Source organism: Pseudomonas sp. TUM25319 (assembly GCF_056388475.1).
This window is the reverse complement of the sequence record NZ_CM150751.1, coordinates 19,708-36,456: the sequence shown is the minus strand read 5'-3', so window position 1 is coordinate 36,456 and position 16,749 is coordinate 19,708. Positions and strand designations below refer to the sequence as shown.

The following is a 16,749-nucleotide window of genomic DNA, read 5'->3' as shown; positions in this document are numbered from 1 at the left end:
TCAAATACGGGCTTTAGCGACATTAGGAGAAAAAATAAAAATTTTCTGACAATTTTCGCTGGGAGAACGAAAAAGGTCGTTTATTGCCGATCAAAACCCCGTAAACAGTGGGGTTTGGCGGGTTTTTGGAGGGCTGCGGAACAGTTGTCGCTTAGGCGACATTTACGTACATCTGTAGGGTTTTTGTTTGTTTGACTACTGGGTCAACAAAGCGCTGTGATCGCTGTGGGATGCGGTATAGCGCTGAGCCTCGGCCACCAACCAATCACGAAAAGCCCGCAAGGAGGCCGATTCGACCTTCCTTTCCGGGATCATCAGGTAGTACGCCTTGATGCTGGACAGCGCGTGAGGGTTGGCGATCACCAGCCGTTTCTCCTCCAGTTCGCGCTGGATCAGGAAGGGTGGGATCAGCGCTACGCCCATCTCATGCATCGCGGCCTGGGCCAGCATCGAGAATAGTTCATAGCGCGGGCCTGTCATGTCGCGGGCGACGTTCATGTCCAGGCTGTCGAACCACTGTCGCCAGGCATAGGGCCGGGTGGTCTGTTGTAGCAGTGGCAGGTGGGCGATGGCCTGCGGTTCCAGTTGGCTGCTCGCGCCCAGGAGCGCCGGGCTGCAGACCGGGACCGGGTTTTCTCCCATCAGCCTGTGGGATTGCGTACCGGACCAATCGGCGTCGCCAAAGTAGATGGCGGCGTCGAAGGGGGTGTCGGCGAACAGGAAGGGCCGGGTGCGGTTGGTGAGGTTGACCGTGACTTCGGGATGGCGCTGCTGGAAGTCTTTCAAGCGCGGCACCAGCCACTGGGTGCCGAAGGTTGGCACCACGGCCAGTTCGATCACGTTGGCGCCCTGCTGGCCCATCACCGACAGCGTGTCGCGTTCCACGGCATCCAGTTGAGTCGCCACGCGGCGGCTGTAGGACAGTCCCGCCTCGGTCAGCTTCACCCCGCGCCGGGAGCGGCGGAACAACTCCACGTTGAGGAATTCCTCCAGGCCTCCAATCTGCCGGCAGACGGCGCCCTGAGTAAGGGACAGTTCCTGCGCTGCCTTGGTGAAGCTCTCGTGGCGGGCTGCGGCCTCGAAGCAGACCAGGGCGGTGGTACTGGGGATCTTGCGCCGCATATACGCCAACCTCACTAATTGATACTGAAAACAGCCTTTGCTGAAGCTATGGAGTGAGAAATTATCACAAGACTATGCGCAATCCTCGTTTGTCGCCCTGCCTGTTCGGGCCTAGGATCAATGCACGACAAAAAACACTCCTTCCCCTTTTCGAGGATTCCCTCATGGCCGGCAAAGCAAGCTTCAACTGGATCGACCCGCTGCTTCTGGATCAGCAGCTCACCGAAGAAGAGCGCATGGTGCGTGACAGCGCCTTCCACTTCGCCCAGGACAAGCTGGCACCGCGTGTGCTGGAAGCCTTCCGTCATGAGCAGACCGATCCTGCGATTTTCCGCGAAATGGGCGAAGTCGGCCTGCTGGGTGCGACCATTCCCGAGCAGTACGGCGGCAGCGGCCTGAATTACGTGTGCTACGGCCTGATTGCCCGTGAAGTGGAGCGCATCGATTCCGGCTACCGTTCGATGATGAGCGTGCAGTCGTCGCTGGTGATGGTACCGATCAACGAATTCGGGACCGAGGCGCAGAAACAGAAGTACCTGCCCAAGCTGGCTTCCGGCGAATGGATCGGCTGCTTCGGCCTGACCGAGCCGAACCATGGATCCGATCCGGGTTCGATGATCACCCGGGCGAAGAAGGTTGACGGTGGCTATCGCCTGAGCGGCAGCAAGATGTGGATCACCAACAGCCCGATCGCCGACGTGTTCGTGGTCTGGGCGAAAGACGATGCTGGCGATATCCGCGGCTTCGTACTGGAAAAGGGCTGGGAAGGCCTGAGTGCACCGGCCATTCATGGCAAGGTCGGCCTGCGGGCGTCGATCACTGGCGAGATCGTGATGGATAACGTGTTCGTGCCGGAAGAAAACATCTTCCCGGATGTGCGCGGTCTGAAAGGTCCATTCACTTGCCTCAACTCTGCCCGCTACGGCATCTCCTGGGGTGCGCTGGGCGCAGCTGAGGCCTGCTGGCACACCGCTCGCCAGTACACCCTGGATCGTCAGCAGTTCGGCCGTCCGCTGGCGGCCAACCAGTTGATCCAGAAGAAGCTGGCCGACATGCAGACCGAGATCACCTTGGGCCTGCAGGGTTGCCTGCGTCTGGGCCGGATGAAGGACGAAGGCACCGCGGCGGTGGAAATCACCTCCATCATGAAGCGCAACTCCTGCGGCAAGGCGCTGGAGATCGCTCGTCTGGCTCGCGACATGCTGGGTGGCAACGGTATCTCCGACGAGTTCGGCGTGGCCCGCCATCTGGTCAACCTTGAGGTGGTTAACACCTATGAAGGTACTCACGACGTGCACGCGCTGATCCTCGGTCGTGCGCAAACCGGTATCCAGGCCTTCTATTAATAAGGAGCCAGCCCATGGGCGCGCTTTCTCATCTGCGGGTTCTGGATCTGTCGCGGGTACTGGCCGGGCCGTGGTCCGGACAGATCCTCGCGGATCTGGGCGCCGAGGTCATCAAGGTCGAGCGCCCGGGCACGGGCGATGATACCCGTGCCTGGGGCCCGCCCTTCCTCAAGGACAGCAGGGGCGACAACACCAGCGAGGCCGCTTATTACCTGTCGGCCAATCGCAACAAGCGCTCGGTGACCATCGACTTCACCCAGCCGGAAGGCCAGCGTCTGGTACGCGAGCTGGCGGCCAAGTCCGATATCGTCATCGAGAACTTCAAGGTGGGTGGCCTGGCCAGCTATGGGTTGGACTATGAAAGCCTGCGTCAGATCAATCCGCAGCTTATCTATTGCTCAATCACAGGCTTCGGCCAGACCGGGCCCTATGCCAAGCGTGCCGGCTACGACTTCATGATTCAGGGCTTGGGCGGGCTGATGAGCCTGACCGGGCGCCCTGAGGGCGAAGAAGGTGCCGGTCCGGTGAAGGTGGGTGTGGCGCTTACGGATATCCTGACGGGGCTGTATTCCACGGTGGCAATCCTGGCTGCCCTCGCCCATCGCGATCAGTATGGTGGCGGCCAGCATATCGATATGGCACTGCTCGACGTGCAGGTGGCTTGCCTGGCCAACCAGGCGATGAACTACCTCACGACTGGGACACCTCCCCGTCGCCTGGGGAACGCGCATCCGAACATCGTGCCTTATCAGGACTTTCCGACTGCGGATGGGGACTTCATCCTCACCGTGGGTAACGATGGGCAGTTCCGCAAGTTTGCTGAGGTGGCTGGTCAGCCGCAGTGGGCGGATGATTCGCGTTTCGCCACCAACAAGCTGCGGGTGGCCAATCGGGCCGAGCTGATTCCGCTGATCCGCCAGGCAACGGTGTTCAAGACCACGGCCGAGTGGGTGAGCCAACTGGAGCAGGCGGGTGTGCCCTGTGGTCCGATCAATGACCTGGCGCAGATGTTTGCCGACCCGCAGGTGAAGGCCCGTGGACTGGCTATCGACATTCCACATCCGCTGGCGGGCAGTGTGCCGCAGGTGGCCAGTCCGATCCGGTTGTCCGAGACGCCAGTTGAGTACCGCAACGCTCCGCCGCTACTCGGGGAGCATACCGAGCAGGTACTGGGCGACGTGCTTGGATTGGCTGCAGTGGATGTGCAGCGTTTGCGTGAGGCTGGGGTGGTTTAGCGGAGCCTCTTCTATATAGAGGGAAAACGGGGGCGTCAGAACTGATTTGAATCAATTTCAAATTAGGGGTTGACGCCCCATTTAATCTCTCTATAATTCGCCCCACTTCCGGCGCAGTCGGAACGAAAAACTCCTTGAGATTCAACGAGTTAAGCGTTCCAGGTAGTATCGGAAGTGCTCCGGTCTTCATCGGAAGCGGTCAAAAAAGGCAGTTGACAGCAGGTTGTAACGCTGTAGAATTCGCCTCCCGCTGAGAGAGATCGCAGCGAGTCAAGTGTTTGAAGTTGAACGAGAAATTCTGAAAGACTTCAAAATAAACGCTTGACAGACTTAGAGGAAGGCGTAGAATGCGCGCCTCGGTTGAGACGAAACGCTCTTAACCAAACGCTCTTTAACAATCGAATCAAGCAATTCGTGTGGGTGCTTGTGATAATGGACTGATAGTCAAAAAGATTATCAGCATCACAAGTGACTATACGAGAAATCGAAATAGTTCATTTTGAGATTGCTGAGCCAAGTTTAGGGTTTTCTCAAAACCCAAGCAGTATTGAACTGAAGAGTTTGATCATGGCTCAGATTGAACGCTGGCGGCAGGCCTAACACATGCAAGTCGAGCGGATGAGAAGAGCTTGCTCTTCGATTCAGCGGCGGACGGGTGAGTAATACCTAGGAATCTGCCTGGTAGTGGGGGACAACGTTTCGAAAGGAACGCTAATACCGCATACGTCCTACGGGAGAAAGCAGGGGACCTTCGGGCCTTGCGCTATCAGATGAGCCTAGGTCGGATTAGCTAGTTGGTGAGGTAATGGCTCACCAAGGCGACGATCCGTAACTGGTCTGAGAGGATGATCAGTCACACTGGAACTGAGACACGGTCCAGACTCCTACGGGAGGCAGCAGTGGGGAATATTGGACAATGGGCGAAAGCCTGATCCAGCCATGCCGCGTGTGTGAAGAAGGTCTTCGGATTGTAAAGCACTTTAAGTTGGGAGGAAGGGCAGTAAGCTAATACCTTGCTGTTTTGACGTTACCGACAGAATAAGCACCGGCTAACTCTGTGCCAGCAGCCGCGGTAATACAGAGGGTGCAAGCGTTAATCGGAATTACTGGGCGTAAAGCGCGCGTAGGTGGTTCGTTAAGTTGGATGTGAAATCCCCGGGCTCAACCTGGGAACTGCATCCAAAACTGGCGAGCTAGAGTATGGTAGAGGGTGGTGGAATTTCCTGTGTAGCGGTGAAATGCGTAGATATAGGAAGGAACACCAGTGGCGAAGGCGACCACCTGGACTGATACTGACACTGAGGTGCGAAAGCGTGGGGAGCAAACAGGATTAGATACCCTGGTAGTCCACGCCGTAAACGATGTCAACTAGCCGTTGGGGTCCTTGAGACTTTAGTGGCGCAGCTAACGCATTAAGTTGACCGCCTGGGGAGTACGGCCGCAAGGTTAAAACTCAAATGAATTGACGGGGGCCCGCACAAGCGGTGGAGCATGTGGTTTAATTCGAAGCAACGCGAAGAACCTTACCAGGCCTTGACATGCAGAGAACTTTCCAGAGATGGATTGGTGCCTTCGGGAACTCTGACACAGGTGCTGCATGGCTGTCGTCAGCTCGTGTCGTGAGATGTTGGGTTAAGTCCCGTAACGAGCGCAACCCTTGTCCTTAGTTACCAGCACGTAATGGTGGGCACTCTAAGGAGACTGCCGGTGACAAACCGGAGGAAGGTGGGGATGACGTCAAGTCATCATGGCCCTTACGGCCTGGGCTACACACGTGCTACAATGGTCGGTACAGAGGGTTGCCAAGCCGCGAGGTGGAGCTAATCTCACAAAACCGATCGTAGTCCGGATCGCAGTCTGCAACTCGACTGCGTGAAGTCGGAATCGCTAGTAATCGCGAATCAGAATGTCGCGGTGAATACGTTCCCGGGCCTTGTACACACCGCCCGTCACACCATGGGAGTGGGTTGCACCAGAAGTAGCTAGTCTAACCTTCGGGAGGACGGTTACCACGGTGTGATTCATGACTGGGGTGAAGTCGTAACAAGGTAGCCGTAGGGGAACCTGCGGCTGGATCACCTCCTTAATCGACGACATCAGCCGTATCATGAGCTCCCACACGAATTGCTTGATTCCTTGAAGAAGACGATTACGGTAACAGCTCTTAACTGGGTCTGTAGCTCAGTTGGTTAGAGCGCACCCCTGATAAGGGTGAGGTCGGCAGTTCGAATCTGCCCAGACCCACCAGTTTCTTGTTGGGGCCATAGCTCAGCTGGGAGAGCGCCTGCCTTGCACGCAGGAGGTCAGCGGTTCGATCCCGCTTGGCTCCACCATCCACTGTTTCCTGTCAAAGCTTAGAAATGAATATTCGGCTCGAATATTGATTTCTGATCTTTATCAGAATCGTTCTTTAAAAATTTGGGTATGTGATAGAAAGACTGATGAAGCACTTTCACTGGTGTTTTGTCAGGCTAAGGTAAAATTTGTGAGTTTTCATGAATTTTCGGCGAATGTCGTCTTCACAGTATAACCAGATTGCTTGGGGTTATATGGTCAAGTGAAGAAGCGCATACGGTGGATGCCTTGGCAGTCAGAGGCGATGAAAGACGTGGTAGCCTGCGATAAGCTTCGGGGAGTCGGCAAACAGACTTTGATCCGGAGATCTCTGAATGGGGGAACCCAGCCATCACAAGATGGTTATCTTGCACTGAATACATAGGTGCAAGAGGCGAACCAGGGGAACTGAAACATCTAAGTACCCTGAGGAAAAGAAATCAACCGAGATTCCCTTAGTAGTGGCGAGCGAACGGGGACTAGCCCTTAAGTTGATTTGAGATTAGTGGAAGGCTCTGGAAAGTGCCGCCATAGTGGGTGATAGCCCCGTACACGAAAATCTCTTGTCAATGAAATCGAGTAGGACGGAGCACGAGAAACTTTGTCTGAATATGGGGGGACCATCCTCCAAGGCTAAATACTACTGACTGACCGATAGTGAACCAGTACCGTGAGGGAAAGGCGAAAAGAACCCCGGAGAGGGGAGTGAAATAGAACCTGAAACCGTATGCGTACAAGCAGTGGGAGCCTACTTTGTTAGGTGACTGCGTACCTTTTGTATAATGGGTCAGCGACTTATATTCAGTGGCGAGCTTAACCGAATAGGGGAGGCGTAGCGAAAGCGAGTCTTAATAGGGCGTTTAGTCGCTGGGTATAGACCCGAAACCGGGCGATCTATCCATGGGCAGGTTGAAGGTTAGGTAACACTGACTGGAGGACCGAACCGACTACCGTTGAAAAGTTAGCGGATGACCTGTGGATCGGAGTGAAAGGCTAATCAAGCTCGGAGATAGCTGGTTCTCCTCGAAAGCTATTTAGGTAGCGCCTCATGTATCACTCCAGGGGGTAGAGCACTGTTTCGGCTAGGGGGTCATCCCGACTTACCAAACCGATGCAAACTCCGAATACCTGGAAGTGCCGAGCATGGGAGACACACGGCGGGTGCTAACGTCCGTCGTGAAAAGGGAAACAACCCAGACCGTCAGCTAAGGTCCCAAAGTTATGGTTAAGTGGGAAACGATGTGGGAAGGCTTAGACAGCTAGGAGGTTGGCTTAGAAGCAGCCACCCTTTAAAGAAAGCGTAATAGCTCACTAGTCGAGTCGGCCTGCGCGGAAGATGTAACGGGGCTCAAACCATACACCGAAGCTACGGGTATCACTTAGGTGATGCGGTAGAGGAGCGTTCTGTAAGCCTGTGAAGGTGAGTTGAGAAGCTTGCTGGAGGTATCAGAAGTGCGAATGCTGACATGAGTAACGACAATGGGTGTGAAAAACACCCACGCCGAAAGACCAAGGTTTCCTGCGCAACGTTAATCGACGCAGGGTTAGTCGGTCCCTAAGGCGAGGCTGAAAAGCGTAGTCGATGGAAAACAGGTTAATATTCCTGTACTTCCGGTTATTGCGATGGAGGGACGGAGAAGGCTAGGCCAGCTTGGCGTTGGTTGTCCAAGTTTAAGGTGGTAGGCTGAGATCTTAGGTAAATCCGGGATCTCAAGGCCGAGAGCTGATGACGAGCGCTCCTAGAGCGCGAAGTGGTTGATGCCATGCTTCCAAGAAAAGCTTCTAAGCTTCAGATAACCGGGAACCGTACCCCAAACCGACACAGGTGGTTGGGTAGAGAATACCAAGGCGCTTGAGAGAACTCGGGTGAAGGAACTAGGCAAAATGGCACCGTAACTTCGGGAGAAGGTGCGCCGGCGAGGGTGAAGGACTTGCTCCGTAAGCCCATGTCGGTCGAAGATACCAGGCCGCTGCGACTGTTTATTAAAAACACAGCACTCTGCAAACACGAAAGTGGACGTATAGGGTGTGACGCCTGCCCGGTGCCGGAAGGTTAATTGATGGGGTTAGCTAACGCGAAGCTCTTGATCGAAGCCCCGGTAAACGGCGGCCGTAACTATAACGGTCCTAAGGTAGCGAAATTCCTTGTCGGGTAAGTTCCGACCTGCACGAATGGCGTAACGATGGCGGCGCTGTCTCCACCCGAGACTCAGTGAAATTGAAATCGCTGTGAAGATGCAGTGTATCCGCGGCTAGACGGAAAGACCCCGTGAACCTTTACTATAGCTTTGCACTGGACTTTGAATTTGCTTGTGTAGGATAGGTGGGAGGCTTTGAAGCGTGGACGCCAGTTCGCGTGGAGCCATCCTTGAAATACCACCCTGGCAACTTTGAGGTTCTAACTCAGGTCCGTTATCCGGATCGAGGACAGTGTATGGTGGGTAGTTTGACTGGGGCGGTCTCCTCCTAAAGAGTAACGGAGGAGTACGAAGGTGCGCTCAGACCGGTCGGAAATCGGTCGTAGAGTATAAAGGCAAAAGCGCGCTTGACTGCGAGACAGACACGTCGAGCAGGTACGAAAGTAGGTCTTAGTGATCCGGTGGTTCTGTATGGAAGGGCCATCGCTCAACGGATAAAAGGTACTCCGGGGATAACAGGCTGATACCGCCCAAGAGTTCATATCGACGGCGGTGTTTGGCACCTCGATGTCGGCTCATCACATCCTGGGGCTGAAGCCGGTCCCAAGGGTATGGCTGTTCGCCATTTAAAGTGGTACGCGAGCTGGGTTTAGAACGTCGTGAGACAGTTCGGTCCCTATCTGCCGTGGACGTTTGAGATTTGAGAGGGGCTGCTCCTAGTACGAGAGGACCGGAGTGGACGAACCTCTGGTGTTCCGGTTGTCACGCCAGTGGCATTGCCGGGTAGCTATGTTCGGAAGAGATAACCGCTGAAAGCATCTAAGCGGGAAACTTGCCTCAAGATGAGATCTCACTGGAGCCTTGAGCTCCCTGAAGGGCCGTCGAAGACTACGACGTTGATAGGTTGGGTGTGTAAGCGCTGTGAGGCGTTGAGCTAACCAATACTAATTGCCCGTGAGGCTTGACCATATAACACCCAAGCAATCTGCGCGGAAGCCGGATTGTGGTGGTGAAGACGAATGAACCGAAGATTCGTGAACCCACAAAGATCACATACCCGATTTGCCGAAGCGTCGAAAGACGAGTTGGCACACAGAATTTCTTGACGACCATAGAGCATTGGAACCACCTGATCCCATCCCGAACTCAGCAGTGAAACGATGCATCGCCGATGGTAGTGTGGAGCTTCTCCATGTGAGAGTAGGTCATCGTCAAGATTAAATTCCGAAACCCCTATCTGCATACGCAGGTAGGGGTTTTGTCTTTAAGTAGAAGTACCAAGAATTTCGCCGGGTTGTTTCAACAGCAGTCTGGCACACAGAATTTCTTGACGACCATAGAGCATTGGAACCACCTGATCCCATCCCGAACTCAGCAGTGAAACGATGCATCGCCGATGGTAGTGTGGAGCTTCTCCATGTGAGAGTAGGTCATCGTCAAGATTCAAATCCAGAACCCCTGTCTGCATCGCAGACAGGGGTTTTGTCTTTCTGGCGTCCGGAAAGCTCAGCTCAGCAGATTACGCACATTGTTCATCGCGTCGTCGGCAAACTTCTGCAGGAACGCCTGGAACGCGGGCAAGGTGTCGAGGCCCCCGGAATACGGCTCGCCCTGGATGGTCCAGACAGCGCGGCTCACGCCTTGTCCCAAATCCTGCACCTCCATGGCAGCCCAGAGATTGCCGATGTTCAAGCTGGTGTGAATCAGGCTCCAGGTCATGGTCATTGCCTGATCGTCGCGTGAGTTGAGCTGCTCGATGACGAAGTTGTTGTCTTTGAAGAATTTCTTGCGGATAGAGCGCACGCCACTGCCCGTCATTTCAATATGACTCAGCGCAGGAATGAAGACCGCAAAACCTGCAAAGTTGCCCACGATATTCCACACACTGGCGGGTTCGGCTGCGATGTCGACTTGTGACACGACCCGGCACCCTTCAGGGTTGCGGATCAACGTATCGGGTTTGAGTGCTTGCATGGTGTTGCTCCTTTCTGTGGGGATCAGATGAACTGGATGTCACGCAGGTACCGGCAGCCTCGCTCCAACAGTGCCGGGCTCTTTTCCGGGTAGCGTTCGCCCATGCGCTGAACGCCCGCGCGGGCGTTGGCATGATCGATATGTGAGATATCGCCGATGTCTTCCTCGAAGCCTTCGAGGTAGAAGCCGAGGACGTCGTACAGCGCGTTATCGGAATCGACGCGTTGTAACTGCCGCTGCCACTGCTCGACGCTGACCATCGCGAACTCGCGTCCGCTCTCGTGGAATGCGGCCAGGTACTGTTTCCAGCGCAACGGCTCGGGGTTGTGGAGATTGAAGACCGTTTCGCCTGCGCGATAACGGCTGGCATGAAAGGCGACAAAGCGGGCCAGGAAGTCCACCGGCATCAGGTCGAAGTCCAGATCCAGCGCCGGAACCTGACCCAATTGCAGTGATCCTTTGAGCATCAGCATCAGCCGATTCCTGTGCGGCTGACAGACGCCGCTCTCGGTATTGAAGGTGATGTTTCCGGGCCGAAACAGATTGACCCACACGCCTTGCTGACGGGCGCGTTCCAGCACGCGCTCACCCACCCATTTGCTCAGGTTGTAGCCATTGCGGATGTACAGCGGCGGTGTCGAGGCGGGCGGCTGCTCCAGCACGCGGCCGTGCTCATCTTTGGCGCTGCATGCAGAGAGGGTGGAGATGAAGTTGAAAATCTTCTTGCGGCGCCCTTCGCACAGCTTCAGGCATTCGAAGAGCGGCTCCACGTTGTCTGCCGCCAGCGCCGGGTAGTCCAGCACATGATTGACCTGTGCCGCGTTGTGCACCAGAGCGCCGTAGCAGTTATCCAGATCGTTGTAGTCCGTTTCGCTCAATCCCAGGCGGGGCTGTCGAAGGTCGGCCTCCAGCACGCGAATCCGCCCCCAGTCCAGCGATTCGACGCGATTGTCATCCACTGCCTGGGCGAAGCGCTGTTCAGCCGAAAAGCCGCCGGCGCTCCGTACCAGGCAAGCCACCTCGGTGGCCCCCCAGTCCAGTAGTGCCTGAACGATATGCACGCCGAGAAAGCTGTTGGCCCCGGTGACGATCACGCAGTGCACATCACCGAGTCGGTCTATCGGCAGCACCTGCAGACCCAGGTCTCGCTCAGCATCGGCTTGGGCCTGTACAGGAGGGGAACTCGAACCGGAGCGCTCGCCGGCAAGTAATCCGGCCAGCCGCTGCACCGTTGGCAATTCGATGAAGCGATTGATCGGGATGCCCCGCCCGAACCGTTCGCGAAGCGTGAGGAGCAGTCGTGACAGCAGGATCGAGTGGCCACCCAGATTGAAGAAGCTATCGTCGGCAGAGATATCAGCTTCGGGCAGCTCCAGCAGCTCGCTCCAGATCGTCAGTACTTGCTGCTCAAGGGCCCCGGCAGGCGAGATACGTTGCCGCTCCGTGTCCAGCAGTACCGGAAGCTCCAGCAGTGCTTTTCGGTCAACCTTGCCATTGGCGGTGCGCGGCAGTTGCGTCAGCTCTTGATAATGCAGCGGACGCATGTAGTCCGGCAGGTGCTGCGCAGCGTGCTGGCGCAGTGCGTTGATCGCATCGGCGTGGCAAGGTCGTGCGAGAAAAGCCAGTACCCGCCGTTGCCCGTCGATCACGACCGCCGCCTGAGCGAACAGCCGGCTACTGCGCAGGCAATGCTCGATCTCCTCCGGTTCGACCCGGAAACCGCGGATCTTCACCTGATTGTCACGGCGTCCGCAGATCTCGATACCCTGGTCACACCAGCGTGCCATATCGCCGCTGCGGTACAGGCGCAGGTTGTCGCCACCCGGCAGGTCCAGCCGGATGAACCGCTCGTGGGTCAACACAGGGTTATTCAGATAGCCGAGGCCGACACCAGGCCCCGCGATGTAGAGCTCGCCGGCGACGCCCTGGGGGACCGGGTTCAACTGTTCGTCCAGGAGCAACACCCGGGTATTGGCGATCGGTTGGCCCAGATTGCGATTGCTGTCGTGCGCCGCGAAGACCCTCGTGGTCGCCAGGACCGTGGTTTCGGTCGGGCCGTAGATGTTGTGCAGATGACAGCGCCCGGCCAGACGCTCGATGACCTCCGGCTCGCACACGTCGCCGCCCGTGATCAGATGTTCCAGGCTGCAGCCCTCCAGCGTCAGAAGACTCAGCAGCGCCGGCGGCAGGAAGGCGTGGCTGACGTCCTGTTGGCGGATCAGCGTTTTCAGCTGCGCAGGGTCCCTGCGTTGTGCCTCGCTGGGCACGACCAACTCGGCGCCACTGATCCAGGTGGGCAGGATGTCCAGCAGAGAAGCGTCGAAGTTGATCGTCGAAAACTGCAGCACCCGGCTTCCCGGGCCCAATCCAACATGGTCGCTGTACCAGCCCTGGAAGTGGCTGATGTTGCCTTGGCTGAGCACCACGCCCTTAGGCTGCCCGGTGGTACCGGAGGTATAGATGGCGACACAGGGCTCATGTGCGCAAGGGCGCCGCCGCATCATGCCCGCCAGAGGCAGTGCCGCCGGGGCGGGCAAGCGGCTCAGCTCGAGGCTGGGAATGGACTGATTTCCTGCCGGGAAATCCCCGTCATGAATGACGACCGCGGCCAAGGCGTTCTGCAGGATGAAGTGCACGCGTTCCCGCGGTGTTCCCGGATCCAGTGGCAGATAGACCGCGCCGCAACCCAGGACTGCCAACAGGCTTGCATACAACCCCAGCGACTTCGGCAGGCAGACCGCGACCAGTGGCGAATCATCGGACGCGGGCAGAAGTGGCAACAGCCGTTGCTGAATCGCCAACGCCTGGGCATGCAGTTGCGCGTAGCTGATGCGGTGTCCATCCAGATTCAGCGCAGTGCGCCTGGCATGAGCCTCAAAGCTTTGCTCCAGTCGTTCGATAACTGGGGTTCCGCTTTCCTCCAGCAGCCCCGGCCGCTCATTCAGATTGAAGGCATGCAGGTAGGCCAGCCGGTCCAGCCAGTGCAACGGATGCTCACGGACGTGCCGCATCGGGCTGACAACAGGCGCCTGGCTCAGGTAGTCCGGGTTTCGTGAGAAGCGGCTGACATGCAGTGCTACCCGCTCTTGCAGGGCATTGAGCGCCATCACACGCAATTGCTGGCCGTTACCGGAGCGCTCCTTCGGCAAAGGCTGTCGGTCTATCAGGCGCTGAGCTTTCGCGCTGCCGGTCCAGCACAGTATCTCCAGCTCGGGCAGCTCATCGTGGCCGGGCGTATCGCTGCCGATCCGCAAGCCCAGGTACGCACACCCCTTGAACTGCGGCAGTTCCAGACTGCCGTCCTCTATCAACAGGTGCGGCAGGGGGTGGCCGGCAGCCGTCAGTTCCGTTTCGCTGGACACATGACGCAGCGAATGGCCGTGCTGCTCCAGGTCTTCGCGAAGCCGAGCGAGGGCTAGGCTTTGCCCGGCCAGAAGAATGTCCAGACGCCTCATGACGGCCTCCCCGATGGCAGGTAGTCGACCAGCGCCGCTTGCACACAGGGCGCGTCGAGCAGTGAGCTGCTTCTGAAAAAGCGCAGGATGTTGCCCAGCAGTGGATGCTGGTGGTTGATCGGCCAGGCCATGGCCGTGACCTCTTCGCGCAGGGCCGCGGCCACATGGGCGGGTACATCGAGGGCGGCGATCAGTTGGATGTCGAAGGCTTTCTGCAGGTCGTTGGTGAGATAGTGGCGGATGAACAACGGCAGCAACCGGGCGATTACATGACGATCCGGCTCGGACGCCTGGCTCCAGTAGATCCGTGTCAGTCGTGCCCAGAAGGTCGAGTGGCGGCCTTCGTCGAGCAAGTGGTCGGCCATCAGTCCCTTGATCGACGGTTTCACGCTGTCGTCACGGGCGAAGGCAGCGACATCGTCGGTCAGGGTGTTCTCGGCGATCCCTACGCAAATCAGCTCCATTGCGTCGCGCAGGTGCTCGGGCGCCCGTTCCAGGACGGCGGGAATGGCCCGGCTCAGTTCGATTTCGGCTGGCAGGGCGATGGGCTGGATACCGGTCAGCGCGATGGTCTGCTGCATGAAGTCCATGGCCACCAGGGCGTGATAGTCCTCATCGACCACGACGGTCATGGCGTCATAGCGACAGGCGAAGGGAAAACGCACGGCGAAGCGGTCCTTGGCGATAGCCCGGGCGGTTCGGTCGACAATTTCCGTTTCGAAGATCACCACGTCGTTGATGAACTTGTAGAGGCTCTGCACCAGGGCGAAGTCGCGCAGGTGCGGGCATTCGCGCAGGAAGGTGGCGCTGAGTACCAGCGGCTGGCGGCTCAGTGGATAGATGAGCCGCTGGTCGTCTTCCACCAGGCGCCGAGGACGGGTGCGGATGCTCGCCCGACTCTCCCAGGCGTCGGCGAACGATTGATAGTCGAGACTGTTCATACACTGGCCTCGGCAATTTCGGCGTGCATCGAAAGACGTAGCCGGTCCCAGAACGCGATACGGCTTTCCACGGCCGCAATGGCGGCCTCGTGAACCTCGCGCTCGCGCTGTGCATCGCCGGCCACCAGCCGTTCCAGCAACTGCGTAGCGGCCGGGCCGTGGTCTTCGGAATCGACTTCGATATGCCGCTGCAGGTAGTAGCGGAAGGTGGGGGCCTGGCTGCCGGTGATGCCCCAATCGTCGAGGATGCGCTGGAACATGGTCGGTATGACGCTTTCACGACCATGCAGGAACGCTGCGGCGACGGCGTGGGCAGGTGCGTTCAGGGCGACGTCCAGGGTCTGCTCGACGAAGTGCCGCGCCGCTTCGCTGGCGCCCGCCTGGCGCAGGGCGCTGTGGTGATCCAGACCTTCACGCTGCAGGGCAACGAAGCATTCGATGCTGTCCGTACGGGCACCCACTTCGCGCATGGCATCCAGATACAATTCGAAATGGCTGTAGTGCCCGTGATCGAGACGGTCGTCCGATTCTTCGCCCAGTACGATCTCGTTGATCAAGCGTGCCGCTTTCGGGTCCCTTGGGGGGAGCCAGGGAAGCTGGATGCAGGTCAGTTCCTGCTGCAGGCGCTTGGTCAGCGACATGAAGTCCCACACCGCGAACACATGGGTTTCCATAAATCGGCGCAATACGGCAAGAGAATCTATTTCAGCAAATACCGGATGTCTGGAAAGTTCGGATTTCTTTTCATTCAGCAGTTGTTCGAGATGAGTCATTGCACGTTCCTTCTGTGGCTCACGGTTGCGAAAGTTAGTGGCGTTGACGTTGTTCGTGGCGAACAGGGTCCTGGGCTAAATGGCCCTGCATTGCAGAAAGTTCAGCGACATTGCCGGCCCGCGAAAGACGGGGTCATCGCCTGTCCATGGGGCGTTGCGGCCGGTAATGAAAAAGCTAAGGCAACTTCCAAGTCGCCCGCAAGTGGTGTTTTGAATATATTTGATTCTGCTGTTTTTGAAGTGCGAGACTAACTAATAAAACAACGTGAGGATGTTTTACTTGAATGAAAGTGTCCGCCTTTCCAAATAAATGGAAAAGTTGATGAGTGAGTGAGCGAATGCCACGCTCCGGGCACTGTCCGAGGGCGAGAAGTTCGGGAATCGACTATTAGGGGCAGTTGATCGTTGTCGGCCATTGCCCGGGGTTACGCCTCCTCTTCAGGTCCGAAAAAGGCAAGCGAGCTGGCCGTACCGCAGCCGATCATTGCTCCCTTGCCGGACCTTTAGAGTGTGCAGAAAACCGCTGACCTGTCATTGGCAGGCGAGGAGGGGCCGCGGGGAGGGTGGACGAAGGAAGCAGAAGTCAGGGCTTCTGCTTGTCCAGATAGTTGCGAATGGTCTTCATGGCGTTGCGCAAGTGACGTTGCAGCACGACGATCGCTTCGTCGATCGCTTTGTCGTTGGCGGCGTCGACCAGGCCGTTATGGTCATCCTGAGTCAGTTTGCCCAGGCCCATGGACGAGAGGTGGAAGCGCAGGAAGCGCTCTTCCTGGCACAGCTCGTTGTCGATCAGGCGCAGCAGCTTCTTGTTCCACGCCTTGCTGTACAGCGTCATGTGGAACAGCCGGTTGAGACGGCCGATTTCCGCGTGGCGGGTCTCGTTTTCCAACTGGCTGATGTACTCACGGGCCAAGGCGATGTCGCTGGCGTCGAGCAGCGGGATGGACTGGCGCAAGGCTTCGCTTTCGAGCATCTCGCGCAGTTCGTAGGTTTCGACGGCATCCTCACCGATCAGTGGTGCGACCACCGCTCCCTTGTGGGCCACCACTTGTAGCAGGCCTTGGGCCTCAAGCTGGCGCAACGCCTCGCGCACCGGCATGCGGCTGACGCCGAAGAGGGTTGCCAGCTCTTGCTGCCGCAAGGCCATGCCGGGTGCGAGACGACCATCGAGAATGGCGCCGCGCAGGCGTTCTTCGATCACGCTACGCGCCAGATGTGCGGGTACCTGCTCGTCGCCCAGGATGCTGCTCAGGACTCTGGTTTTTCCGGCCACGCTACTTCTTCTCCAATAATTGGATCCAATCAAGCTAGTAATGGAGACGATCCCTGTCAAACCGCCGACGGCGCATTGCTGCTAAGCCACATGCCTTGGGAACCGGGGGCTGAAACGATACGCGGTGCCAATCCTGAATGAACTTTTCCGGGAAGGAA

At 57.5% G+C, this 16,749-nt stretch carries 9 protein-coding genes, 2 tRNA genes and 4 rRNA genes; 9 read left to right on the top strand and 6 right to left on the bottom strand.

All coding sequences use genetic code 11. From position 1 onward, the window contains the following. Positions 1-195 precede the first annotated feature (195 nt). Positions 196-1,122: a LysR family transcriptional regulator gene (locus tag AC05QJ_RS00115; protein WP_476745049.1), complete on the bottom strand. Its 927-nt coding sequence runs from the start codon at positions 1,120-1,122 to the stop codon at positions 196-198. A 164-nt stretch (positions 1,123-1,286) separates the two neighbouring features. Here AC05QJ_RS00115 and AC05QJ_RS00110 point away from each other — a divergent pair, with 164 nt between their 5' ends. The 8 genes from AC05QJ_RS00110 to rrf (AC05QJ_RS00075) all read left to right on the top strand — a co-directional run bounded on the left by AC05QJ_RS00110 (position 1,287) and on the right by rrf (AC05QJ_RS00075) (position 9,617). Further along, positions 1,287-2,468, top strand: a complete 1,182-nt coding sequence (locus tag AC05QJ_RS00110; protein WP_476745048.1) for an acyl-CoA dehydrogenase — start codon at positions 1,287-1,289, stop codon at positions 2,466-2,468. Between the two features lie 14 nt (positions 2,469-2,482). After that, on the top strand, positions 2,483-3,703 hold the full coding sequence (locus AC05QJ_RS00105; RefSeq protein WP_476745047.1) for a CaiB/BaiF CoA transferase family protein: 1,221 nt from the start codon (positions 2,483-2,485) through the stop codon (positions 3,701-3,703). A 549-nt stretch (positions 3,704-4,252) separates the two neighbouring features. Continuing rightward, a 16S ribosomal RNA gene (locus tag AC05QJ_RS00100) occupies positions 4,253-5,789 on the top strand. 84 nt (positions 5,790-5,873) lie between these two features. Next, positions 5,874-5,950, top strand: a tRNA-Ile gene (locus tag AC05QJ_RS00095). A gap of 10 nt (positions 5,951-5,960) precedes the next feature. Continuing rightward, positions 5,961-6,036 (top strand) — tRNA-Ala (locus AC05QJ_RS00090). A 218-nt stretch (positions 6,037-6,254) separates the two neighbouring features. Continuing rightward, positions 6,255-9,144 (top strand): 23S ribosomal RNA (locus AC05QJ_RS00085). A gap of 132 nt (positions 9,145-9,276) precedes the next feature. Beyond that, positions 9,277-9,392, top strand: a 5S ribosomal RNA gene (gene rrf, locus AC05QJ_RS00080). Between the two features lie 109 nt (positions 9,393-9,501). Beyond that, a 5S ribosomal RNA gene (gene rrf, locus AC05QJ_RS00075) occupies positions 9,502-9,617 on the top strand. The 16S, 23S and 5S rRNA genes sit together here with 2 tRNA genes alongside, the layout of an rRNA operon. 64 nt (positions 9,618-9,681) lie before the next feature. Here rrf (AC05QJ_RS00075) and AC05QJ_RS00070 read toward each other — a convergent pair. From AC05QJ_RS00070 to AC05QJ_RS00055, 4 genes are read right to left on the bottom strand one after another with little or no spacing between them, the layout of a single operon-like run. After that, complete coding sequence (locus AC05QJ_RS00070) at positions 9,682-10,149, bottom strand: SRPBCC family protein (protein ID WP_476745046.1); 468 nt, start codon at positions 10,147-10,149, stop codon at positions 9,682-9,684. A 23-nt stretch (positions 10,150-10,172) separates the two neighbouring features. After that, positions 10,173-13,604 (bottom strand): amino acid adenylation domain-containing protein, encoded by a 3,432-nt coding sequence (locus tag AC05QJ_RS00065; RefSeq protein WP_476745045.1) that lies wholly within the window; start codon positions 13,602-13,604, stop codon positions 10,173-10,175. Beyond that, the gene (locus AC05QJ_RS00060; RefSeq protein ID WP_476745044.1) at positions 13,601-14,545 is read right to left on the bottom strand and encodes a diiron oxygenase; all 945 of its coding nucleotides are present in this window, start codon (positions 14,543-14,545) and stop codon (positions 13,601-13,603) included. Before AC05QJ_RS00060 ends, AC05QJ_RS00065 begins: the two co-directional genes overlap by 4 nt. Continuing rightward, a complete protein-coding gene (locus AC05QJ_RS00055; protein WP_476745043.1) occupies positions 14,542-15,318 on the bottom strand; it encodes a DUF3050 domain-containing protein in 777 nt (258 codons plus the stop codon). Before AC05QJ_RS00055 ends, AC05QJ_RS00060 begins: the two co-directional genes overlap by 4 nt. Here AC05QJ_RS00055 and AC05QJ_RS00050 point away from each other — a divergent pair. Continuing rightward, positions 15,208-15,570 (top strand): hypothetical protein, encoded by a 363-nt coding sequence (locus tag AC05QJ_RS00050; RefSeq protein ID WP_476748049.1) that lies wholly within the window; start codon positions 15,208-15,210, stop codon positions 15,568-15,570. The genes AC05QJ_RS00055 and AC05QJ_RS00050 overlap by 111 nt on opposite strands. A 331-nt stretch (positions 15,571-15,901) precedes the next feature. Here the strand turns inward: AC05QJ_RS00050 and AC05QJ_RS00045 are convergent, their stop codons facing one another. After that, entirely contained in the window at positions 15,902-16,591 is a 690-nt protein-coding gene (locus AC05QJ_RS00045; protein WP_476745042.1) for a GntR family transcriptional regulator, read from the bottom strand. Positions 16,592-16,749 lie beyond the last annotated feature (158 nt).